Source organism: Paenibacillus sp. S28, from assembly GCF_016624415.1.
In the GTDB taxonomy this organism is placed as follows: Bacteria; Bacillota; Bacilli; order Paenibacillales; family Paenibacillaceae; genus Paenibacillus_AQ; species Paenibacillus_AQ favisporus.
Window position 1 is genome coordinate 122,361 of the sequence record NZ_JACVTM010000004.1, and the last position, 23,359, is coordinate 145,719.

Genomic DNA, 23,359 nt, shown 5'->3' on the forward strand with positions numbered 1-23,359 from the left:
GTGGATCTGGAACTTTAATGATAGTGTATTTTATCTAATTCATGGTTGGGTTGTATGTAAATAGGGGTTCCCTAAGAAGAATCTAGGGAAGATTATGTTTAATGGTTTGATTGCAAAGGCTCTCCTTGCTTCGTCTGAAGTAAGGTTTTTTTGTGTTTAAAAAGCATGCTATCAAATACAACAAGATTCTTGGGGAGGGAGCCATTGCTGTTGGTATAAACATCTGGTATATGTACCTCTGAAGGTGATTATTTTCTCGAGAGCCGATGTAATTGTAGACATACCTGAGGAAAAAAGTTTCATTAGAGACTAGAATAATGGACCCAGGAGAACCTGGGTCCTCAGATTGCAGAAATCAGGCACCCAGGAACATGTTCATGTCATCTTCCACATTGGTAATGCCGCCGATCCCGAAGTTGTCCACGAGGACTTGGGCCACGTTAGGCGACAGGAATGCAGGAAGCGTAGGGCCCAGGTGGATATTTTTGACGCCAAGATAAAGCAGGGCAAGCAGCACGATCACCGCTTTTTGCTCGTACCAGGCAATGTTGTAGGAAATCGGCAGTTCGTTGATATCCTCAAGGCCGAATACTTCCTTCAGCTTCAATGCAATGACGACCAGGGAGTAGGAATCGTTGCACTGCCCGGCGTCCAGAACCCGCGGAATTCCGCCGATGTCGCCTAAGGCAAGCTTATTGTATTTGTATTTGGCACAGCCTGCAGTCAGGATGACCGTATCCTTCGGAAGCTGAGCCGCAAAATCGGTGTAATAATTCCGGGATTTCATCCGTCCATCGCAGCCGGCCATCACGAAGAATCGGCGGATCGCGCCGGATTTCACGGCATCGACGACTTGATCAGCCACGTTCATCACAGCGGCATGGGCGAAGCCGCCGATGATCTCGCCGGTTTCAAGCTCCGTTGGGGCCGGGCATCCTTTCGCCTGCTCGATCAGTGCGGAGAAGTCCTTGGCAGCGCCGTCTGTCCCTTCCTGGATATGGCGGACACCAGGAAAGCCAGTGTTGCCCGTCGTATAAATACGGTCCTTATAACTGTCTTTCGGCGGAATGATACAGTTGGTCGTCATCAGAATCGGTCCGTTAAAAGAGGCGAATTCACTGTTCTGCTTCCACCAGGCGTTTCCGTAATTGCCTACAAAATGCTCATATTTCTTGAAAGCCGGATAATAGTGGGCAGGCAGCATTTCACTGTGCGTGTACACGTCCACGCCGGTTCCTTCCGTCTGCTTCAGCAGCTCCTCCAAATCCTTCAGGTCGTGGCCGCTGATGAGAATGCCGGGCCGGTTTCGAACCCCGATATTAACCTTCGTGATTTCCGGATGTCCGTACACGGATGTGTTCGCTTCGTCCAGCATCGCCATGGCGGTTACACCGTATTTGCCGGTCTCCATCGTCAAAGCGACCAGATCCTGCACCTCAAGGTTGTCGTCCAGCGTAGCCGCAAGCGCGCGGCGCATAAACCGGTTCAATTCGATGTCATCTCGCTCCAGATGAAGCGCATGGTACGTATAAGCAGCCATCCCCTTCAAGCCGTACGTAATCAATTCGCGCAGCGAGCGGATGTCTTCGTTGCGGGTGGAGAGGACACCAACCGTACGAGCTTTTTCATCCATTGCGGCTTCATGATCCGCTTCCCAGACGGCTGCATCAGGGAGATGAGCCGATCCTTCCGGATATTGTTCGTTATAAAAGGCACGCACTTCGCCGCGGAGCGCGATCGCTTCCCGGATTCTCCCCACAAAAACCTCGCGGTCAAAGTTGGCGTTCGTAATGGTGGCAAACAAGGAGTCCATAATAAACAGCGATACGCGCTGTTCCAGCACTGCCGGCAGCCGGACATCCAGACTGAGATAAGAGATCCCTTTCAGCAGATATATCACCAAATCCTGCAGGTTCGCCACGTCATGCGGTTTGCCGCATACGCCGACAAGGGTGCAGCCGGTTCCTTTGGATGCTTCCTGGCATTGAAAGCAGAACATGGACGACTGATGATTCAAGGACGGCTCTGTCGCGTTGTTATTCATGATTCTCCCCCGTTTCGTGAGTGATTTGTCGCCTAAGGTCAACATACCTCCGCGTTGTCATTGGACTGTCAGGAACAGTATACTCCGCTGCGATCACCGAAAAAGTGATGAACATCACTAAGGGACAAACGAACATGACATACGACCCGGAGGCGAAGAACAAACGGCTACCGATCGGCGACTGGCCGAAATATACGGGCAATCAAGACCCCTGCTTAAGGAAGAAAATAAAGAAATGCTTGGCGAGTTTGAAAAAGAAGTGGAGAGCGGCGTTGGCTGATTTTGAAAACGAGGGACTCAATGATTTGTTCCAGTTCGTACGGAAAAAGTCTGGTACCGAAACGACGGAGAATGAAAGTGCAGACTTTGTGGGTTGTTTTTTAGCAGGGGGTTATTCATACTGAACAGAGGCGCAATGAAACGAGAGGTTATTTTTAAATGAAAGATAGCTTGGTTTGAGAATAGAGGAGGAACCATGTCCTGGAGTAAATTGAAGCAGCAGCTGGAGAGTTTTCTCAGTCCTGCGTTAGTTGGAAGGGTTGAATACCGTGCAACAGGTTATCGTTATTTACCGGATAAAGCAGGGCTTTGTTATATTTCGGTAGATAAAAAGGACGTCCTCCGGATGAATGATAAAGCGAGTCCAATCCGGTGGTATCAGACGGAGCTGGAAATTAAGAATGATCCCGATATCCAGATTCCGATCAGCGATGAAGAAATGGAAGCGGTCCGAAAGGAGACCAAAGGAACCGTTCCGGAGGATCGCCTAAAAGTTATTGCCAGAAACCGAAAAATAACAGGATATGCCAAGGAGCTTATGTCAGCACAGGCTTCATTAAGTAAATCCAATTTTGTCGCTCTAGCTAATCAATTTTTATCTACTTCTATAGAAGAAAACATCGAGAGCAAAGATATTTTATTGAATATTCTGGCTTTGGTAGATAGACGCGTTGGGAAAAAGCGGATTTTGAACATGTCCGAGAAAATGAAGTTAAAGCATCCTATTGTGCAGTATTTTTATGAGCTGCGGCGCAGCACATGTTGAGAATCTATAACTTTCGTATTTGACGAAAACCCCGTCTATATCGATTTGAACTAGAGTTTGGCATCGAACTTCCTGTTATAATCGCCCGATCGCGGACTATAACATGGCTTTAGTTCATTCGATATAGCGAAGGGTTTTTGTTTCGTTTATACTGATATAGCCAATTTTACTTTCTAGGAGTTGTCTGACGAACTATGAACAAGAAAGAAATCGCGCACATCCGCAAGCAGTTTAAGATGGATAATGAATTGATGAAGATTTTCGATATTCTGAACGTGTACATTATGAAAGAAACGAACGAGGTTTATCACTGGGAGCGGAATCCCTTTGAGTTAGTGGACCGGGAGAAGCAGGAGCTGTACATGGGCAATTTCAAGAAGCTGCTGACCGGTGAATTGGATCATAAGCTGTTCGAGCTTAAGTTTCAGGAGGAAGCGGAGGACCCTTCGAAGGTGCTGCTTCACCAAGCGATCCAGACGGGAGATCCGGAGGAGTGGCAGGATCTGATGATGCTGCTCGTGAACAAAATGTTGGCGGACACGACGTATGAACGGGATACGGTCATCACGTTCGTACGCGGACAATACTACCGGCCGACCAAGGCGAGGAATGATGCAGCGGAGGAGACCGGGAACGACGAAGTGTTCGGGCATCCGTTCATTCTATGCAGCGTGAACTCTACGGAGAAGCAGCGGAAGGCGCTCTTGTTCGACTATGTGGAGAGAGAGTTTAAGTACAATGTCATTGTCGATCCGATTATCAAGCTCAGCACACCGGAGCAAGGGTTCTTCTATCCCAGTGTGACGGACAATTATTCCGACGTGAACCGGGTTCTCTATGCTACGGGGAAATCGAACGATCCGAATGAGCGTTTTATCTCTGATGTGTTGAATGCGGAACGCTCTGTGACGGCCATGGAAGAGCGAGAGATCTTTGAAGACATCGTGAAGGAAGTGGCAGGCGAACAGCTGGACTCAGCCACGATCGCACATGTGTACGAGGAGATCCACCAAGTGATTGAATCCCACCAGGATGAGGAAGAACCGGCGAAGCTGGATTATACCGATGTGGAACGCGTGCTGACCGCAAGCGGCGTGGATAACGTGACCAAGGAAGCCGTGGAACGGGCATTTGAGACCATCGTTGACGATAAGAACTATGAACTGAAGGCGAACAGCGTGATCCCGAAATTCACGTCCAAATCGATCAAGATCGATACCAAGGTAGCCACGATTACCATCAGTCCGCAGGATTTAAGGTATATCAAACAGGTGAGCTTTCAAGGCAAACGCTGCATCATGATTGAGGTTGACGAAGATGCTGTTATTGAGGGCTTTACGCTCACCACAGAGACGTTGTTGGAAAAGGCAGAATGAAGCGAGTAACAGTCTTTGCATTGGACATCGCATACGTCACATCAGAAACTTAGTAAAGATGCTCCCCTCACGGAGACAGGTTTTATGATTTCACCTGTCTGCCGTGAGGGGAGCGTTTTTTATGTTTGACCGAAGCAAATCGTTCCAGGTCAATTCGCATTGAACAGTGTAATTTTTTTCTAAGAAGAGAAGGATTGGAGTACTGAAATAGAGAACGTGATATTAGATTCTGATGATAAGAAAGGAATAACTTTTTTATAATATCAGAAAGTATAAACACCAGAGCCATTGCTTCCTGATATTGCAAGAAAAACTTCCTTTAAACGCGGTCTGTCTTCTTTGAAAGTACGTCGATAGGCGTTTTTCTTATCGGATCATCCTTCATCAGAGTCATCCATCCAGCTTATTCCCGGGTCTGCGATTGTTTTAGGCAAAGAAAATTGAATAGGAGGAGTCAAAATGAGACTGGCAGGAAAAATAGCGCTTATTACGGGTTCCGGATCCGGAATCGGAAAAGCTGCCGCACTGCTCTTTGCCCAAGAAGGGGCAACGGTGATTGTCAACGACCTGGATGCGCAGAAGGGAGAAGAAACCGTACAGGAGATCGTTGAAATGGGTAGTAAAGGGATGTTCATACAAGCGGATGTGACGGATCCGGCCTCAGTCCAAGCGATGGTGGAGCAGACTATTGCTGCTTTCGGCCATATCGATGTTCTGTTCAATAATGCCGGAATTAGCGGGGTCGGCGCTTTGCATGAGGTTGAACCGGATGTATGGGACCGGGTGATGAGCGTGAATATTCGCGGCGTTTACTTGCCAAGCAAATATGCTCTGCCTCATATGATGCAGCGCAAATCGGGTTCTATCATTAATATGTCATCGTGCATCGCGGAAATCGGTTTGGCGAAGCGCGCTTCCTATTCGGCGACGAAAGGTGCTGTTTTGGCACTGACGAAATCGATGCAGGTAGACTATGCGCCTTATGATATTCGTGTCAATGCACTGCTCCCCGGAACCATTCTGACACCATTTGTGGAGAATTATTTAAATAACAGTTACGAGAATCCCGAAGCTGCGATTGAGTCCCTTAAAAAACGCCAGCTTAGCGGCGAACTGGGCAGACCGGAAGATGTCGCTAAAGCGGCTTTGTTCCTTGCCTCGGATGAATCGAAGTTTATGATGGGCTCTCCGCTGTATATCGATGGTGGCGTCGTATTCGGCAAGAATGCTTAACATTTGAATAGGAGGATGATCTCTTGAAATTACTAACGTTTATTCATAATGACCAATATCGGCTTGGAGTGAAAACGGATGATGGAGTCCTGGATGTCCTAGGGGCGCTATCCTTGATCCCATCTGGAAAGGCGATTCCGACAACGATCCATGAGGTGCTGGATGGCGGAGATATAGCACTGGCTGCCCTTGGCGAATATGTGGATTATGTGCTGCAATCCGATGATGTAATCCGCACTTCTATGCTTCAGGAGTCGTCACTAACGCTTGGGCCCTGTGTGACCCATCCGAATAAAATCATCTGTGTGGGCTTGAATTACCGGAAGCATGCGGAAGAAACGAATGCACCGATTCCGGAATACCCGATTCTTTTTAATAAATTTAACAACACTCTGGCAGGAGCCGGCGAACCGATTCCGCTTCCGAAAGTTTCACAGAAAGTAGATTATGAGGCAGAACTGGTTATCGTCATGGGCAAAACGGCCAAGTATGTTTCCAAAGAAAACGCACTTTCCCATGTATTCGGGTACTGCAATGTGAACGATTTATCCGCTCGTGATTTGCAGCTTCGCACCCATCAGTGGCTGCTCGGCAAATCCTGCGATAAGTTTTCGCCTTTGGGGCCGTATTTGGTCACGGCGGATGAAGTCGGCAATCCGAATGATCTGGATATTCAATGCCTTGTCAATGGAGAAGTGCGTCAGCATTCCAATACGTCGGATATGATCTTTTACTGCGATGAGATCGTCAGCTATATTTCCCAGCATATGACCCTTGTTCCCGGCGATATTATCTTGACTGGAACGCCAGAAGGGGTTGTGCTCGGTTATCCCCCAGAGCAGCAGGTGTATCTGAAAGACGGCGATCAAGTCACCATACAAATCGAAAAGCTGGGATCCATCACCAATACGATGGTAGCCGAGTCGTAAATATCCGTAAAGGTTCGTGCTTAAAAAGGTCGGTTTCAGCACCGGAGCTCATGCTTCCGATGTCGTTTTTTAAACGTTTGAATCAAGTATTGGGTTAATTTGCCATTCCTATCGTACATTTCATATATGATACATGATATACTTGAGGCAACTCGTAAAAATGGAGATGAGCCCTTTGGCAGATAAACGATTGAGCCGCCATGTATTAACGGATGAACTCTACGATTTGTTGAAGAAAAAAATCCTGTCCCATGACATATCCGCAGGAAACAAAATCAATATCGATCAATTAGCGAGAGATTTGGGCGTCAGCAATATCCCAATTCGAGAGGCGTTGTTCCGCTTGGCTTCCGATGGATTTGTCAAAGTCGTACCGTTTAAAGGGATGTATGTCGCAGAAATGAACATGACGGATATCGACGAGATCTTCGAAATTCGTTATGCGTTAGAAGAACTTTCGGTTCGAAAGGCTGCTCCGCATATCCCCAAGTTTCGACTCGAACAAATTCTGCAAGAGCTCGATGCTGTAGAACAAATGTGGGAAGCGAGCCACGAAGAGAATATCATCTCCAAGATGAACCATGATCTGCATGGAACGATACTTGCTTATGCAGGCAATGAGAACCTGAAACAGATGGTCACGGCTTTAATCGAACGGGTTCACCGCTACTTGAACTTGGCCCATTACAAGATCGACATGAGCGCGGAGATCGCAGAACATCGAAGAATCGTGTTAGCTCTGCTCGAGAAGGATACAGAAAAAGCCGTAGAAGCTTCCAGAATCCATCTACACCAGGCATATCAACGGTTGCGAGACAACTTTAAGTAACTTCCATATTCCGCTTTACACCATAAATCGTGTATGATATTATTCAAAATAAATCATACACGATTTATAGTTTTGAATGCGGTTACATAATAGCGGAGGGGACGATAATCATGTTTGTTCGCACAGTGAGTTTGTGGAGGAAAAACATTTATCGGCATTGGCAGCTTTATTGTATCGTGGCATTACCCGTTCTATTCCTCATCACGTTTAATTACGTCCCGATGATCGGCATCCAGATTGCATTTAAAGAGTTCAACCCCACACAAGGCATATGGCACAGTCCATGGGTCGGGGGGGAGCAGTTCGAGATGTTCTTCAGTTCACCTTACTTCTGGCCAATTATCAAAAACACCCTCCTTCTTAGTATCTACGCATTATGTATCGGAACACCTGCCGCCATCCTACTCGCACTTGCGCTCAATGAAGTGAAAAATCAACGTTTTAAGAAAATCGTGCAAATGTTTACGTATGCCCCATACTTTATTTCCACCGTGGTGTTAGTCGGCATGATTAACATTATTTTATCCCCCACAACAGGACTTTACGGTCAATTATCCCATCTCTTCGGCGTAGAAAATGTCTATGATATTCTAGGCGAATCGAAAGCATTCTCATCTCTGTATGTCTGGTCAGGCGTTTGGCAGGAGACGGGTTATGGCGCCGTCATTTATCTTGCAGCATTAGCGAACGTGAACCCAGAGCTCTATGAAGCCTCTAAAATTGACGGTGCATCCCGCATTCAGAAAATCATTCACATCGATTTGCCTGCGATTCGCCCAACGATCATCGTGCTATTCATTTTAGCCGTTGGCGGGCTGATGAGCGTAGGATTCGAGAAAGTCTTTCTGCTTCAGAACATGTTGAACCTGAGCACGTCCGAAGTCATATCCACGTATGTGTACAAAATTGGGTTAGTGAACACCAACTACAGCTTCGGGGTCGCCGTCGGCTTGTTCAACTCCGTTGTTGGGTTCATTCTGATCTTCACAACGAATGTGCTCGCTAGAAAATTTTCGGATTCGAGTCTGTTCTGATGAGGGGGATAGCCATGGAGAAAGCCAAACACATTCGCGAGCCTTGGAGCGACCGGGTGAGCATCGTCGTTATTTATATCTTTCTAAGTATCATTCTATTATGCGTCGCGTACCCTCTCATCTATATTGTTAGCTCATCGTTCAGTTCATCGGCTGCCGTCATGTCCGGTAAAGTATGGTTGTTCCCGGTAGAACCTACGTGGTACGGGTACCAAGCCGTGTTCCAATATCAGCAAATCTGGACGGGTTACATCAATTCCGTCATCTATACCGTATCGGGGTCGATCATTAGCGTTGCTCTAACCATCATGATGGCCTATCCCTTATCACGTAAGACGTTTATGGGCAGGAAAGTCCTCATGTGGGCGCTGTTGTTCGCGATGCTGTTCAGCGGGGGATTAATTCCTTACTATCTCGTGATTAAATCTCTTCATCTGCTCGATACACGTTGGGCGATGATCCTTCCAGGCGCGCTTAACATCTTCTCGATTATTGTCGCCAAAACATTCTTCCAAAGCTCGATCCCAAATGATTTGTATGAAGCTGCTCAGCTCGATGGCTGCAATGATACGAAGTTCTTAACACGAATCGTTCTCCCGCTATCCAAGCCTGTTATTGCGGTATTGCTGCTCTGGGCTGCCGTGAGCAATTGGAACTCCTATTTTAACGCGCTGATCTTCCTGAACAGTGAGCATCTCTACCCGCTGCAGCTCATCTTGCGCGAGATTCTGGTCTTAAACAATGTCTCGACGAACTCGATTACGTTATCTCCGGAACAACTCAAGCAGTTCGAAGATATGAAGACACTCCTGAAATATTCCGTGATTGTAATTGCTAGCATTCCGGTGTTGATCCTGTATCCTTTCATTCAAAAATATTTCGTCAAAGGGGTGATGGTGGGTTCCATCAAGGAATGAGCACGGAGGGGCATTCGGGTGATTTTCATTTCGAATTTTGGAGGGGTATGCATGATTCGTATCAATCGAACGGTGTTGGCGGTCATGATGGCATCCATCATGATCATATTATCCGCTTGCTCAGGCAATTCGACAGAACCTACGAACAAGAATGCATCGACGAATAGCAATGGAGCGGTTGACGAGAACAAAGTGGTCGATGTTTCTTTCTTCGCGGTTCCTTCTTCCGATGTCATAGACCTCAAAACGAACTGGTTCACCGGTTATGTGAAAGAAACCTTCAAACTGAACATCCAATGGAATATCGCACCATCCAGTGATTATTTAGCAAAGCAATCCCTTCTGCTGTCCAGCGGCAACTATCCGGATGCCTTCTGGTCGGGCAGCTTTTCACCGTCAGATATTCTGAAATATTCAAAGCAAGGAATCATCGTCCCGCTCAACGCTTATATCGAGAAGTATGCTCCTAATTTGACGAAAGCGATGGAGACCGCACCTGGTCTGAAGCAAGCGATGACCGCACCGGACGGGAATATTTATGGCGTCCCAAGCTATAATTCATGCATTCATTGCTATTGGGGACAGAAATTCTGGATTAATACCGATGCTCTGAATAAATTCGGTTTGTCCATGCCGACGACGACGGATGAGCTGACGAATGTCCTGCAGACCTTTAAAGATCATGGGCTCATACCGTTGTCCGGCACCTCTGACGGGTTTGATCCGACAATCTTCCTCATGAACGCCTTCATCTATGACAATGGCTCCGATTTCTTCAACGTAGAGGATGGGAAAGTGAGCTATGCGCCTGTACAAGAAGGATGGAAGAAGGGCCTTACCTATATCCGTGATTTGTATGCGAAAGGACTCCTTGATAAGCAAGCTTTCAGCCAAAAGGGTGAGGTCATCAAGCAGCTGGCTGCGCAGAACAAAGTAGGCGTCGTACCGTATTTGTACAGCGCGGGATTCATTGATACCGCGAACCCCAATTATCCGAACTGGAGTACTGTACCCCCTTTGAAAGGGCCGGATGGTACCCAATATGCAGCATTCAGCGGTAATACGCCTAAATCCCTGACGTTCGTCGTTACGAAAAACGCTACGGAAGAGCAAATTGTACGAATGATCAAACTCGTCGATTTCATCTATACGCCTGAAGGCACCCAAATGATGAATTTCGGGCAGGAAGGGAAGTATTGGACCAAAGCAGGAGACGGGGTCAAGGGGCTGAGCGGAGAACAAGCGCTGTTCATTACGCAGTCTGACAAATTCTACTCTGCTGGCGCGAAGCAGAATGAAGGCTGGAACCAAATGGGGCCCATTTTCCAAAATACGACGTGGAGAAACGGATTTGTAGAAGCGAAAGCGCCATTTTCGGCAGATGGATTGGAATCTCTCCTGATGCTGGAGACGATGAAGAATTATGCCGGTCATCAACCGAAGCAAGTGTATCCAGGGGTGATTTGGATTCAACCACAGGAGTACCAGAACTTCGCCTTGCTGAAGACGAATATTGAACAGTATGTCAAACAATCCATGGCCCAATTTATTAATGGAACGAAATCTATCGAGAACGACTGGCAGACTTATGTGGACGACTTGCAGAAATTAGGCTTGACGCAGTATCTGGAGATGGCACAGAAAGCGATGACCGAGCCGTTCGATACATCCGCATTCCAGTCCGATCCGAAGACGGTTGAGTTCTTGTCATCCCTGAAATAAACCACGGAGGTGTACGTACGACATGAATTCCAAGACGCTTCGGGTTGCGCTCATTGACGGTCCTGCCTATGCACCGCTATACGCATGTTTGCCGCAATTCAGTCAGCAGTTCGGGATTCAAGTGGATATTGGGTTCAAGGGAACACATCCTGAGCTGAATCGCCATGTACAAGAATGTATGGAGAACGGCTTACCATCCTATGATCTGATATCGACGCATACGAAATATGCTCCCTCGCAAGCCCGTTATTTATATGAATTAGATCAAGAATTCACCGCAGAAGAGCTGGAGGATTTCTCTCCCGTTCTTCTGGATCTTGCTCGCGTGCAAGGTAAATTGATGAGTATTCCGCGTAATTTTGATGCTAGGCTGCTGTTCTACCGTCGCGATCGATTGGAGGAGCTGGGGTTATCCGTTCCGGAGACCTGGGAGGAGCTAGCTCATGTTGCGTCCAGTGTAACTGAAGCCGGCTACACGGGATTCGTATTCCCCGGGATGGAATCCGGGTTATTCGGGACCTTCTTCGAATTATTGATCAGTGGCGGCGGACAGCTATTCGATGAACAATTACAGCCTATGTTTGCCAGTGAAGCGGGAGTCGAAGCCCTTCAGAAGCTCAGACAATGGTATCAATGGGGGTGGACACCGAAAGGGCTGCCGGATATGCATTATGATGAAGTATCGGCATCCTTTCGACAGGGGGAGAGTACGATGGTTACCGATTGGCCAGGTTATTTCGGCTTACTCTCCGAATCACCCGTCGCTAACGTATTCGATCTTGCGTTGACCCCGAAATCGGCAAGCGGCCGTCGTGCGGTCTACTGCGGAAGTCATTCGTTCGCGATTCCAGCGTCCAGCGAGCATGTGGAAGAGGCACTTTTATTGCTGAAATTTATAACTTCGCCGGAAGCGCAAGCCATGGATGCGGATCAAGGTCATGTTCCTGTAAGACAATCGATCATGAAACGCCTGAAACGGGAGGCTCTACCGAATTCCATTGCCGCTAGACGCTGGTCTCTACTAGAGGAGACAATCGCTACGAGCGTCATTATACCCCCCAAGTTTCCAACGTACCCTATGGCTGAGGACATTCTATGGCAAGCGCTTCGCAGATGCATCATAGGTGAATTGTCGGAACATCAAGCGTTAGCCCTCGCATCGGAGCAAATTCAAGAGCTTATCCGTTCTTAGGCAAGAAGCAAGCATTCATGATAAGGGGTGAGAGGAGGAAGTGCGTTGTCTTTTGAAGGGAAAGTATGCATTGTAACGGGTGGCGGATCCGGTATCGGTGAAGTGACAGCCAGAAGATTCGCCTCCGAAGGCGCAATCGTGGTCATTGCAGATGTTAATGAAGAAGAGGCGCGAAGGGTCGTACATGAGATCATTCGCAATAACGGATCAGCAGTGGCTATACAGACGGACGTATCCGATGGTTTGGCGGTTCAAGCGCTTGTCACGGATGTTGTCAGGCAATTCGGCCGGATCGATGTCTTATTCAATAATGCCGCAACCATCTTGCCTAAACCATTGGAAGAGGTAATGGAACACGAATGGACAAGGGTAATCGACATTAACCTGAAGAGCGTATATCTGATGATTAAATATACGATACCTTATTTAAGGAACACGTGTGGGAGTATCGTCAATATGGCCTCGTTGAATGGTTTGGTTGGACAGAAGCAGAATGCCGTCTACGTCGCGACCAAAGGCGCCATTATTGCCATGACGAAAGCTCTTGCAATCGATTATGCCCCTGCCAGGGTACGGGTGAACTGTATCTGCCCAGCAGGCGTGATGACGCCGCTTCTTGAGAAATGGACGATGGAGCAGGCCGATCCAGAGCAGGTACGCACCTCACTTAATGAGATGCATGCACTTGGCAGACCGGCACGTGCAGAGGAAATTGCTGATGCCGTCGTATTTCTGGCTTCGGAATCATCGCAGTTCATAACAGGCATTGCCTTGCCGGTAGATGGCGGCGCATCGTTAGGCTATTGAAGACATCGAGGGAACAGGGGAGATTGAATCATGAAGATCATAAAGGCAGAGAGCTTTATTTTGCACGTTCCCATTACTCCGCCGATTACAGATGCGATTAATGTCGCTACGCATTGGGGCGTGACAGGCATTCGCATCTATACGGATGAAGGAATAACGGGTTACGGCTATACAGGCACATGCGCACAAGGAGACGAGATGATCGCAGCGACCATTGATCGCTATTATGCAAAGAAGCTGATCGGCAAGGACCCGTTCATGGTGAAGCAAATTTGGGATGAGCTGCGATATGGAGAGATGCATTGGATTGGTCGCGCAGGGGTCACGCATATGGCCTTGGCCGCAGTAGACATTGCCTTATGGGATATCATGGCGAAGTCTTTGAACAAACCGTTGTGGCAGCTCCTCGGCGGACATAAATCACAGAAGATTAAAGCTTATAATACGAATGGCGGTTGGTTGAATTGGAGTCAGGATCGGCTCATTGCCGATATGACCAGCATTCTTGAAGAGGGATTTACCGCAGTCAAGATGAAAGTCGGCAAGCCAGATCCACGTGAGGACTTTACGCGGGTACAGGCGGTACGCCGCGCGATCGGGGATCAAGCCGGATTGATGATTGACGTGAACCAGCAATGGAACATCACGACTGCGATGACGTGGGGCAAGAAATTGGAACAGTTCGACCTTCTCTGGCTCGAGGAACCGCTGAATCCGGATGACATCATGAGTCACCGGAAATTAGCAGATGAGCTGAACGTTCCGATTGCACTCGGCGAGCATGTGTATTCCAAATATGCGTTTCGTGATTACATCCATCAGGGGGCAGTCGAATATGTGCAGGTGGATGTCACGCGTGTTGCGGGTATTACCGAATGGCTGCAAATTGCCGGATTAGCCGCCGCATACGATTTACCGATATGTCCGCATGTCGGCGATATGGGGCAAATTCATCAGCATCTGGTTGCATCCACACCGAATGCGGTTCTGTTAGAGTATATTCCTTGGATTCGTCATATTTTCGAAGAGCCAGCAACGGTAAAGGACGGGTTCTATGTGCTGCCGCAGATGCCGGGAGCATCGACCGAAATCATTCCGCGTTATTTTGATGAATACCGAGTTCAGTAGCATGCATGCTATTTTCACGAATAAATCAAGAGGAGTTGAATGTACATGAAAGCAGTTCATACCGAAGCCCAATGGTTCGATGAAGCTCGATTCGGCGTTTTTATTCATTGGGGTCCGTATGCATTACGCGAAATTGAGGCTTCTTGGCCTTTAATGCCCCATAGCAGTCAGCATCTGGATGTTGAAACCTATGAAAGTCTGGCGGATGAGTTCCATCCTACGAACTATAATCCTAGAGAATGGGCTCAGCATGCGAAAGAAGCCGGTGCGAAATACGTGGTGCTCACCGCGAAGCATCATGATGGATTCTGCCTCTTCGACACGGCAACGACCGACTATTGCGCAACGAAGAGAGGACCGCAGCAAGATTTGATCGCGCCTTACGTCGAGGCTGTGAGAGAAGCAGGGTTAAAAGTGGGGTTGTATTTTACGACCATTGACTGGCATGATCCTGACTTCGCTACCATCCCCATTAGCAAGGGGATTCAATCGCCCAAGCCGAATACATATGATCCTGCGAGATGGTGGCAATTCCATAAGCGCTTTATGGAACAACTGCGTGAATTACTAACCCATTACGGTCGAATTGATCTGATATGGTTCGATGTTCCGGGATTTGGCGCGGATCGCTGGCGGAGCAGTGAAGTGAAGCAAATGATGTTGAACTTGCAGCCGCATCTCGTCATTAACGATCGGCTGCCGGACGTGGGTGACTATGAGACGCCAGAACAATTCGTACCGACACATCCGCCGGATGGATGGTGGGAGACCTGCATGACCATGAATCATCAATGGGCTTATCATTCCGATGCTTCAACCTATAAAAGCGAAGTACGACTACTAGATACATTGCTCGAAGTGTCAAGCAAAGGGGGGAACCTGCTGTTAAATGTAGGTCCCGGGCCCGATGGCACCTGGCCCAAAGAAGGGATCGAACGATTACAGCAAATCGGAGCGTGGCTTGGCCACTCGGGTGACAGTATTTATGGAACCAAACGCGTTGTAGAACATTATCCTCCTTGTTTTTATGGACCTATGACCCGAAAGGGAAATACGATTTATTTGCATGTAAGAGAGATTCCGAGATTCCCCGTGGAAGTGCGTGAACTGGGAGGCCAAGTGAAGTCTGTGAAGCTGCTGAAGACGGGAGAAGAACTCGCTTACGAAGTAGAAGAAATATCCGGGCACTTGAGCGGGACAGAAGGAAGGTATAGCGTAAATCGGATCCGGATCGATGTCCCCGCCGAATTCTGCGACGAATGGAACACGGTCATTGCTGTGGAATTTGATCAAGAACCCATTTGGCCTGTGCGCAAATAGGGTGAAAAACTCCCCTTCATGGTTTAATACGGAGGGGAGTTTATCGTTTAAGCAAAGTTATAATCTTAATTTATTGTAATGGTTTCGAGATCTTTAATGAAATGAGCTCGATCTTAATAACCAAGATCCAAAGCAAGTTATGACCAATCGGGAATATCCCGGGTGGTCATTTTTTCTACGGCTCCATGAAGCCGGTAACGTTGAATCATCCATTTGGGACTGATACACCTAGATACTGGCGGAATAACGGTTGAGGCTGTCTTGTTGGAATGGGAATGAATTGGATCATAAGCTGTTCGAGCTCAAATTTCAGGAGGAAGCGGAAGACCCTTCGAAGGTGCTGCTTCACCAAGCTATACAGACGGGAGATCCGGGTTTTTTATATTTCATACTAGTAGTTTAGAGAGATGCTCCCCTAACGAAGTCGGGATTGATTTGACCTGTCTAGCGTGAAGAGAGCATTTTTATGTTGCGACTTACCCACTCATTCGGCACCTATAGTTTCTGTCGCGCCAAAAAAGTGGGCAGGAGTTTTAAATATTGATAATGCCGGTTATGAGGAACAGGTTGAGAAATATAGTAGCTCGATGAAAGAGTTTTTATTATATTCGATTTCGATGTATAACGAGCTTTATAGCAAGGCGCAGAGTAGAAAATAGTTTCATAAAAAAATTCTCTAGGATGTTATAGTAAGCCTTCGCCCTGCTGAGCAAAATGCTACTGTTAAGATTAAAATTCATAGGGATTCTTTAAGCATTAGAGGCTTGCTAAAAAGCTATAAATTTTAGAGATGCTCCGTATCTTTAAAGCTTCATTTCAAGTGCACATTATAGATATATAATAGCTTGGATTTTAGCTAATTTAGGGATATACTCACTATGTGCAGAAATACAATATTCGTAATAGAGGTATTGTGTAACCTCGAGAATGGAGGATTTAATAAAATGAAAGTTGATATTGATAAGATGATTAGTATTTCGAAAGTGAATCAAAATTTTTCAGAAGCTTCACGACTAACAGAACTCCATGGAATACTCACTATATTGAAAAACAGCAAACCCAAGTTTGTATTAATGACGTTTGATAAGTTTGAGGAATATGAAAAAAATCAACTGAAGGATTTTCAGAATCATAAGAAGCAAATATAAATAAGTCAAAAGAGGATTGATTCAATGATTGAAAAATGCCAAGTTTTTACTCCTGAAGATGCTGTTATTAAACTTTTAGATGTCGTAGGATATACAAATGATTTATATGGGAAAAAAGTTATTGAGAACGCCTGCGGAGATGGTAATATACTTACCGTAGTTGTTGAACGGTATATAATCGATTGCATTAATCAAGGATATAGTATTGAAATGATTAAGGAGGGTTTGGAAAGAGATATATATGGGGCGGAGATCGATGAAGGTCACTATAAACAATGTATCCTTAATTTAGACGAAATAGCGAAGCAATATAAAATTGTTAATGTAACGTGGAATATCTTAAATGTAGATATTCTAAAAGAGAGCCTGCAAATCAAGTTTGATTTTGTTGTTGGGAACCCTCCTTACATTACATATAAAGATTTAGATATAGAAACTAGAAATTTTGTTAAGGGGAAATTTGAAGTTTGCAGGGAAGGGAAATTTGATTACTGTTATGCTTTTATTGAAGCGAGCATTAAGTTGTTAAGTAGTACCGGTAAACTTTCTTATTTGATTCCAAGTAGTATTTTTAAAAATGTATTTGCGAATAATCTTCGAAATTATTTATTGCCATCATTAACACAAATCTACGATTATCAAACAATTAAATTATTTAACGTACTCACTTCCTCAGCAATTATAGTATGTGATAGAGGAAGTATGCTTGAAAAAATAGATTACATTAACCTGGATAAAAAAAGTTCATATCAAATAGAAAAGACCAGTTTAACAGGGAAATGGAATTTTACTGTAAATCAAAATAAAGCTAAACTATTCAAATTTGGCGATTATTTTAATGCGGCTATTACAATTGCGACTTTGCTTAATGAAGCTTTTATTTTGAAAAAATATTCAGAACTACTTGAATTAGAAGACGGGAAAAAATATGTTAAAGCAAATTCATTCTTAATTGAAAGAGGTTTATTAAAAGAAGCTGTAAGTCCAAGATCGTTGGGATATAATAAGAAGGAATTGATTATTTTTCCCTATTCATACAAAAATGGACTTTTGGAGAGATACAGTACAAAAGAGTTTGAAGAATACTTTCCTCGAGGGACTCAATATTTAAAATCTTTTTATAATAAATTGCAGAAGAGGGACTCAGATAAAAGTGTCAGGTGGTTTGAATATGGAAGAACACAAGCTCTTGCACATCTTAACCAAGAGAAGCTGCTAGTTTCTACAGTTGTCACTAATCAAGTGAATGTTTATAAACTTGACAAAGAGATAATTCCATATTCAGGAATATACATTACTAAAAATTCAAATTTGGATTTGGATTTTGCTGTAAGAATATTGGAAAGCAAGGATTTTTTTGAATATGCCACTGGGATTGGTATAAATGCTAATGGTTCTTCATTAAGAATAACTGCAAAAGATATAAATAATTATGTTTTTAATTTAGAGGAGGTGTGAACATTTATTATGGAATTTGAAGAACTGAGTTACAAAATTTCTTCTCGAGCAACTATTTTATTAGGTAGAGAAAGCGTATCAAAAGTTGATGGCGCTGTGATTGAGCTTGTAAAAAACACTTACGATGCTGACGCCTTGATGTGCTTTATTTGTTTTGATATAAAACACGATTGTATCTATATATTGGATAATGGTACTGGGATGACAAGGGAAACTATTGAAAACTATTGGATGTTAATTGGTACTGATAATAAAAGAAGTGAATATCAATCAAAGCGAGATCGAATTAAATCCGGAGAAAAGGGCATTGGGAGATTTGCTCTTGACAGATTAGGCAGTAAATGTGAAATGTATACTAAAAGCAGAGATAGTGATAGCCTTATTTATTGGGAAACTGATTGGAAAAAATTCGAACAAACCGGAAAAACTCTCGACCAAATTAATGCTCGCTTAGGATATTTAAATAGTCAGTTAAGAGATATCATTCCAAAAAATATTTTATCAGATATAGAAGACCTTAATAAGAAAGATGTTTTGAATGAAGAATTACTGATTAAGACAGGTACATTTTTAAAAATAAGCGGTTTAAGAGATCGTTGGACAACAAGAGAAATTAATAACATTACAAACTCTATGGGCTTTCTTATTCCACCTGCTGAGCAAAAGGATTATGTTATTTGCATAAAAAAGTCTCTTGAAGAGCAGTACATGATTATAGAAAATGAGATTTCTGAAGAATATGATTATAAAATTAATGCAAGTTTTGATGGAGATAATAAGTTTACGGTTACTTTAGATCGCAACGAATTTGATTTGAATAAAATACCATCTGAAGTTTTCGAAATGAATGAATTCAAAAAATTTCCATATCGATACGAGGATTTTAAGAAAGGGAATTTCGAATTTACCTTCACAATTCCTCAATTAATGAACACAGAACAACCCCAAACTATTAAGTATGTCAAAGAACTTGGTGAATTTAAATTCAATTACACATTTATGAAACTGACCTTACAAGAAGATTCTAAAGAAACATTTTTTTATAAAGAAATAAGTAAGAAAAGGAGGTTATGGTTAGACAGTCACGGTGGAGTTAAAATCTACCGGGATCATTTTTTAGTTAGGCCTTATGGAGACCCCAATGCGGAGGCTTATGATTGGTTAGGCTTAGATGCAAGACGTGCAACAAACCCAGCTGCGATTTCACATCAAAGTGGAAATTGGCATGTTCGGAATAGACAAGGACAAGGAACTGTTTTAATTTCAAGGGTGACTAACTCTTGCATACTGGACAAATCTAGTCGAGAAGGAATAATAGAAAATGAACACTTTTCTGTTTTTCGAAATGTAATAAAAAATATTATTGCAGTCTTCGAGCGAGATCGAGCTTATATAGGCAAAGCTATGAAAGATTATGCTGATATTACAAATGAAAGAGAATCCACCAAGCAAGAGGGGAAGGAAATTGCTAATAAAATACTTGATGAGAAGGAGGAGGCGGAAGGTACCGTAAATACATCTCCTCCTAATACAGAAGAGGTGAAAAAACTAGCTAAGACAGTTCAGTATCTTGAAGAAGAAAGAGAGGAACTTATAAGCGAAATTAAACTTCTACGATCATTGGCTACGAATGGATTAATTACAACTTCAATCGTTCATGACCTGAAAGGTATAAATGCAAGACTTGTTAATCGAGTCGATACTTTAAAATATGTTATTGATAATCAGCAGGAAAGAATGATACCCCGTCATTTAGATGATCTTCAGAAGAGCGACACATTTTTAAAGTCGTGGATAACAGTTATTACAAATCAAATCAAGAAAGATAAAAGAAAAAGATTAAAGCATGATTTATATCAAATGATCGAAGACATTATATTGGTAATGGAGCCTATTACTGACCAAAAAAAAATTACCATTATGTTTAATGCCGATGAAAAACAAGTTCATAAAAAAATATTTGTTACAGATTTTGAGAGTATAATTTATAACCTAATAATCAATTCAATAGAAGCCTTTGAAAGATCGAAAGTCTCCGAAAGAACTATCTCATTATTTCTAACAACCGACAAGGACTTTACGATACATTATAGAGATAATGGATGTGGCCTTGGGGAAAAATTCAAGAACCCATACGATATTTTTAAGTTTGGTTCTACGAGTAAATATGATAAAGACAACGAGGCTATTGGTACAGGTTTAGGGATGTATATAGTCGCTTCAACTGCAAGGGAATACAACGCACAATGTATTATTACAGAAACAAATAATGGTTTTGGTTTAGACATCAAATTTCCGTTGTGAAAGGATGCACTTCTGTGACGAGAAAATTCAAAATAGGAATTGTGGATGATGACACTGGAAAAGTAACGCAAATTATGACTAGATTAATGCAAGGAATCGAAGGTGCCTCTCCAGAGAAAAAACAGAAGTATTCACAATACCGCTTTGAACCGATTGAAATTGAACTTAGTGAGGATTTAACTGTTATGGTTCAAGAAATTATTAAGAATAAACTCGATTGTCTTCTTGTAGACTATAAGCTTTCGTCTTATCAGAATGTTGATTACAGTGGTGTGGAATTGGCAAAAGCATTAGAGGAAGCACTTTTTGAGTTTCCTATTTTTGTCTTAACATCTTACGACGACGATCTGTTTACAAATGAAATATATAATGCCTATCAAGTATTTGATTTTGATAGATATCAAAACGAAGATCCTGAAAGAGTCGAACTTCACTTTAAAATTATTGAGCAGATTTTAAAAACGGTGAAACAAAAAGAGCAATGGGAAGAAGAGTTGAAGCGTCTATTGCCACAGGCAGGGGAGTCTGATTATATCGATTCAAAAATCTTAGAATTGGACTCAAAACTGGAAAGATCCATAGATGGAGTAAATGCACTCCCCGAAGGTATACGAAAAGACTTATCATCTAATAAAATATCAGATCTACTTGCTAAAATTGATGAAATTTTAGAGAAGGAGTAAGAAGTTGAAAGCAATTAAGATAAAGAAGCCCGTTAGAAGCTATACTGGTGAAAAGTGGATTACTAATACCACAAATAAAAAATACCTAGCGAAAGATTTTGAGAATAGGTGCGGTTACTGTGACGATTGGGACCGTTATAGCGGAGGATATAATGCTTATCATGTTGAACATTTTGCTCCTAAGGAAAGATTCAACCATTTAAGGCATACATACGATAACTTATTATATAGTTGTCCTTATTGTAATATATCGAAATCCGATAAATGGGTGGGTACAACTGCAGATGAATGCATAGTCGGCAATGAGGGATTTATTGACCCTTGTACTGATGATTATTATGAGCATTTTACGAGAGATGATTTCGGAAATATCAGATATCAGACTCCTCTAGGCAAGTATATATATTTTGAGCTTAAATTTTATTTAAAAAGGCACTCCATTATTTACAATTTAGATCAACTAAGGATGAGACGAATTGCCTTAAAAGCCAAGATAAATGAGAAAACTCAGAGAGGAGAGAATGTAAACCATTTAAAAAAAATAAGTGATATGCTTTCTGTGGTTCTTTGTGATTATTATGAGCTTTTTTTGATGGATGATGAGTGCTGATTGTAAAATTATTAATACTTTTTATTAAGGCCCCATTTTGTAAAGCACTACTTTAATACAAGCATTCGATCCCCGTAAATCCATATTTTAATTTTTATTTAGGTGTCAGAGCAGCAGGCTTGTTACTAAGTTTTGATGACTTAAGAGCGAAAGGAAAGTGCTCCTATGATTTATTCAACACATAAAGGTTTAATTAGATAGGTATTCCTAACTAAAAGTATTAAATAAATTAGGATATGGCCCAATGTACGTTTTATAATTTTGCTAACATTCATGCTAACATGGCTGCATATTTAAATCTCAGAAGCAGAGGGTGAAGAGAGCAAAAGTGCCTTTAATTCGCATGGTTAAAAGATTTATGCTAGAGTTTTCCAAGTCTTATAAAAGATACAGAGGGACTACTTCAGGACTTAAAACCTGCAGTGGATGACCACCGTGCGTGATTCCCATCCTCGGCATTCAATGCTAAAATATCATGAGTCCTGTAGTATCTGATAGATACACAGGACTCTTCCACAAATTGTTCAACAAGCATGGAGGAGGGATTTTTGTTTTTGAGTACCTTTACAGACTTGTTGACGAACAGCGTCAACAAGCAAAAAAACGCACAAATTGACATGGTTAAACCCCTGTAATAACCAATTAACAAAATTTCGATCAAACCTCATAATTTCCCGCATATGATGCAAAAGCCTAATTCTCAGATAAGAGAATTAGGCTTTTAAATATTTGAGGCAAGGTTGCTAAACTCGTCAAGTTAGTCGTATTTAGCATAGGTCGTCTTTTTATAACCATGATCAAATCAAATAATTTACTGAAAACATGCAATTTAACATGAACAATATGACGACTATAATACCCATATTATGCGTGTTACAAAAGTTCAAAACACGTAGGTGTTAGTATTTGCCCCTCCTGGAACACGACTTGGAATGTGAATAGGTATATAACTGATAAAGATGCCTGCCAGAAGCTGATTGACTATTTATCGCCTCATGATACTGACGGCGAAGAAGTCCTTCCTTACTTGGGAAATTGCGAAAGGTTTCTATAAATCTTGGAGGGCACTTTGTATACACCTATCTCCAATGAAGTTTTCATCAGAAATTCCTTTTTACTTTATAAAGGTGACAGTAGTAAGCATAACATTTATTGGTGACCAATTCAAAATCGCGCGCAGAGTTAAACACAGATCGACCATGTGGTGATCAATCCGCAAGGCTTATTTATTATCGAGACCAAGAAGTATACTTGGGAGATTAAAGGTGCGCGAAAATCCATTCGGACGAGCTGATTATGTATGATATGGTGCTATCTGAGTATATCCAGCGTAAAATGATCAGGATTCAAGCGGAGAAGGTTGGTGCGTTTCTTAGAAATGCCGCTTTACCATCCTTTAATGGTAAAGCGCCAAGTCATGGCTTTTGCTATTTATTTTCTTGTGGTTACCGCACTCCCCGCCCGAACTTTTGGATCAGTAATATTCACATCACCCAAAGCCTGATAAATCTTCCGGATATCCGAATCTAGATATTTCGAAGAGGTGCGATAGATATATCAGGTCTTTGACTATTACAATA

Annotated in this window: 20 protein-coding genes; 19 read left to right on the plus strand and 1 reads right to left on the minus strand. The window is 43.2% G+C overall.

Features of this window, described 5'->3' with window-relative positions; all coding sequences use genetic code 11:
- Nucleotides 1-355: 355 nt before the first annotated feature.
- Nucleotides 356-2,044, minus strand: a complete 1,689-nt coding sequence (hcp, locus tag IAE55_RS12000; protein WP_234489493.1) for a hydroxylamine reductase — start codon at nucleotides 2,042-2,044, stop codon at nucleotides 356-358.
- A 134-nt stretch (nucleotides 2,045-2,178) separates the two neighbouring features.
- Between hcp and IAE55_RS12005 the strand changes: the two genes are divergently transcribed.
- From IAE55_RS12005 to IAE55_RS33790, 19 genes are all read left to right on the plus strand, one after another.
- Entirely contained in the window at nucleotides 2,179-2,448 is a 270-nt protein-coding gene (locus tag IAE55_RS12005; RefSeq protein WP_200632364.1) for a hypothetical protein, read from the plus strand.
- A gap of 71 nt (nucleotides 2,449-2,519) precedes the next feature.
- On the plus strand, nucleotides 2,520-3,089 hold the full coding sequence (locus tag IAE55_RS12010; protein WP_200632366.1) for an SF0329 family protein: 570 nt from the start codon (nucleotides 2,520-2,522) through the stop codon (nucleotides 3,087-3,089).
- 194 nt (nucleotides 3,090-3,283) lie between these two features.
- A complete protein-coding gene (locus tag IAE55_RS12015; protein WP_163880824.1) occupies nucleotides 3,284-4,465 on the plus strand; it encodes a DUF4317 domain-containing protein in 1,182 nt (393 codons plus the stop codon).
- A gap of 459 nt (nucleotides 4,466-4,924) precedes the next feature.
- Nucleotides 4,925-5,698: an SDR family NAD(P)-dependent oxidoreductase gene (locus IAE55_RS12020; protein WP_200632367.1), complete on the plus strand. Its 774-nt coding sequence runs from the start codon at nucleotides 4,925-4,927 to the stop codon at nucleotides 5,696-5,698.
- Nucleotides 5,699-5,721: 23 nt separating this feature from the next.
- Nucleotides 5,722-6,627, plus strand: a complete 906-nt coding sequence (locus IAE55_RS12025) for a fumarylacetoacetate hydrolase family protein (RefSeq protein WP_200632369.1) — start codon at nucleotides 5,722-5,724, stop codon at nucleotides 6,625-6,627.
- Between the two features lie 175 nt (nucleotides 6,628-6,802).
- Complete coding sequence (locus tag IAE55_RS12030) at nucleotides 6,803-7,456, plus strand: GntR family transcriptional regulator (RefSeq protein WP_234489494.1); 654 nt, start codon at nucleotides 6,803-6,805, stop codon at nucleotides 7,454-7,456.
- Nucleotides 7,457-7,566: 110 nt separating this feature from the next.
- On the plus strand, nucleotides 7,567-8,490 hold the full coding sequence (locus IAE55_RS12035) for an ABC transporter permease (protein ID WP_094597065.1): 924 nt from the start codon (nucleotides 7,567-7,569) through the stop codon (nucleotides 8,488-8,490).
- 14 nt (nucleotides 8,491-8,504) lie between these two features.
- Entirely contained in the window at nucleotides 8,505-9,407 is a 903-nt protein-coding gene (locus tag IAE55_RS12040; RefSeq protein WP_200632371.1) for a carbohydrate ABC transporter permease, read from the plus strand.
- A gap of 51 nt (nucleotides 9,408-9,458) precedes the next feature.
- Nucleotides 9,459-11,129 carry an extracellular solute-binding protein gene (locus IAE55_RS12045; RefSeq protein WP_200632380.1) on the plus strand — a complete coding sequence of 557 codons (1,671 nt, stop codon included), beginning with the start codon at nucleotides 9,459-9,461 and terminating at the stop codon, nucleotides 11,127-11,129.
- A gap of 22 nt (nucleotides 11,130-11,151) precedes the next feature.
- On the plus strand, nucleotides 11,152-12,321 hold the full coding sequence (locus IAE55_RS12050) for an ABC transporter substrate-binding protein (protein WP_200632388.1): 1,170 nt from the start codon (nucleotides 11,152-11,154) through the stop codon (nucleotides 12,319-12,321).
- A 45-nt stretch (nucleotides 12,322-12,366) separates the two neighbouring features.
- On the plus strand, nucleotides 12,367-13,128 hold the full coding sequence (locus IAE55_RS12055) for an SDR family NAD(P)-dependent oxidoreductase (protein WP_200632390.1): 762 nt from the start codon (nucleotides 12,367-12,369) through the stop codon (nucleotides 13,126-13,128).
- A gap of 30 nt (nucleotides 13,129-13,158) precedes the next feature.
- Nucleotides 13,159-14,256, plus strand: a complete 1,098-nt coding sequence (locus tag IAE55_RS12060) for a mandelate racemase/muconate lactonizing enzyme family protein (protein WP_200632391.1) — start codon at nucleotides 13,159-13,161, stop codon at nucleotides 14,254-14,256.
- A gap of 45 nt (nucleotides 14,257-14,301) precedes the next feature.
- Nucleotides 14,302-15,576: an alpha-L-fucosidase gene (locus tag IAE55_RS12065; RefSeq protein WP_200632392.1), complete on the plus strand. Its 1,275-nt coding sequence runs from the start codon at nucleotides 14,302-14,304 to the stop codon at nucleotides 15,574-15,576.
- Between the two features lie 944 nt (nucleotides 15,577-16,520).
- Complete coding sequence (locus IAE55_RS12070) at nucleotides 16,521-16,724, plus strand: hypothetical protein (RefSeq protein WP_200632393.1); 204 nt, start codon at nucleotides 16,521-16,523, stop codon at nucleotides 16,722-16,724.
- 24 nt (nucleotides 16,725-16,748) lie between these two features.
- Nucleotides 16,749-18,182 (plus strand): Eco57I restriction-modification methylase domain-containing protein, encoded by a 1,434-nt coding sequence (locus IAE55_RS12075; protein WP_200632399.1) that lies wholly within the window; start codon nucleotides 16,749-16,751, stop codon nucleotides 18,180-18,182.
- Nucleotides 18,183-18,191: 9 nt separating this feature from the next.
- Nucleotides 18,192-20,486: an ATP-binding protein gene (locus IAE55_RS12080; RefSeq protein WP_200632401.1), complete on the plus strand. Its 2,295-nt coding sequence runs from the start codon at nucleotides 18,192-18,194 to the stop codon at nucleotides 20,484-20,486.
- A gap of 14 nt (nucleotides 20,487-20,500) precedes the next feature.
- Nucleotides 20,501-21,169, plus strand: coding sequence for a hypothetical protein (locus IAE55_RS12085; protein WP_200632403.1), 669 nt, complete (start codon nucleotides 20,501-20,503; stop codon nucleotides 21,167-21,169).
- A gap of 4 nt (nucleotides 21,170-21,173) precedes the next feature.
- Nucleotides 21,174-21,779, plus strand: a complete 606-nt coding sequence (locus tag IAE55_RS12090) for an HNH endonuclease (protein ID WP_200632410.1) — start codon at nucleotides 21,174-21,176, stop codon at nucleotides 21,777-21,779.
- 1,204 nt (nucleotides 21,780-22,983) lie between these two features.
- On the plus strand, nucleotides 22,984-23,073 hold the full coding sequence (locus tag IAE55_RS33790; RefSeq protein ID WP_325168630.1) for a hypothetical protein: 90 nt from the start codon (nucleotides 22,984-22,986) through the stop codon (nucleotides 23,071-23,073).
- Nucleotides 23,074-23,359: the final 286 nt, after the last annotated feature.

Bases quoted from the DNA above. Each gene is read 5' to 3' on its own strand.
- IAE55_RS12075 (WP_200632399.1), top strand. From the start codon at position 16,749: ATGATTGAAAAATGCCAAGTTTTTACTCCTGAAGATGCTGTTATTAAA.
- IAE55_RS12065 (WP_200632392.1), top strand. From the start codon at position 14,302: ATGAAAGCAGTTCATACCGAAGCCCAATGGTTCGATGAAGCTCGATTC.
- IAE55_RS12060 (WP_200632391.1), top strand. From the start codon at position 13,159: ATGAAGATCATAAAGGCAGAGAGCTTTATTTTGCACGTTCCCATTACT.
- IAE55_RS12005 (WP_200632364.1), top strand. From the start codon at position 2,179: ATGACATACGACCCGGAGGCGAAGAACAAACGGCTACCGATCGGCGAC.
- IAE55_RS12035 (WP_094597065.1), top strand. From the start codon at position 7,567: ATGTTTGTTCGCACAGTGAGTTTGTGGAGGAAAAACATTTATCGGCAT.
- IAE55_RS12020 (WP_200632367.1), top strand. From the start codon at position 4,925: ATGAGACTGGCAGGAAAAATAGCGCTTATTACGGGTTCCGGATCCGGA.
- IAE55_RS12010 (WP_200632366.1), top strand. From the start codon at position 2,520: ATGTCCTGGAGTAAATTGAAGCAGCAGCTGGAGAGTTTTCTCAGTCCT.
- IAE55_RS12070 (WP_200632393.1), top strand. From the start codon at position 16,521: ATGAAAGTTGATATTGATAAGATGATTAGTATTTCGAAAGTGAATCAA.
- IAE55_RS12050 (WP_200632388.1), top strand. From the start codon at position 11,152: ATGAATTCCAAGACGCTTCGGGTTGCGCTCATTGACGGTCCTGCCTAT.
- IAE55_RS12040 (WP_200632371.1), top strand. From the start codon at position 8,505: ATGGAGAAAGCCAAACACATTCGCGAGCCTTGGAGCGACCGGGTGAGC.
- IAE55_RS12080 (WP_200632401.1), top strand. From the start codon at position 18,192: ATGGAATTTGAAGAACTGAGTTACAAAATTTCTTCTCGAGCAACTATT.
- IAE55_RS12045 (WP_200632380.1), top strand. From the start codon at position 9,459: ATGATTCGTATCAATCGAACGGTGTTGGCGGTCATGATGGCATCCATC.
- IAE55_RS12015 (WP_163880824.1), top strand. From the start codon at position 3,284: ATGAACAAGAAAGAAATCGCGCACATCCGCAAGCAGTTTAAGATGGAT.
- hcp (WP_234489493.1), bottom strand. From the start codon at position 2,044: ATGAATAACAACGCGACAGAGCCGTCCTTGAATCATCAGTCGTCCATG.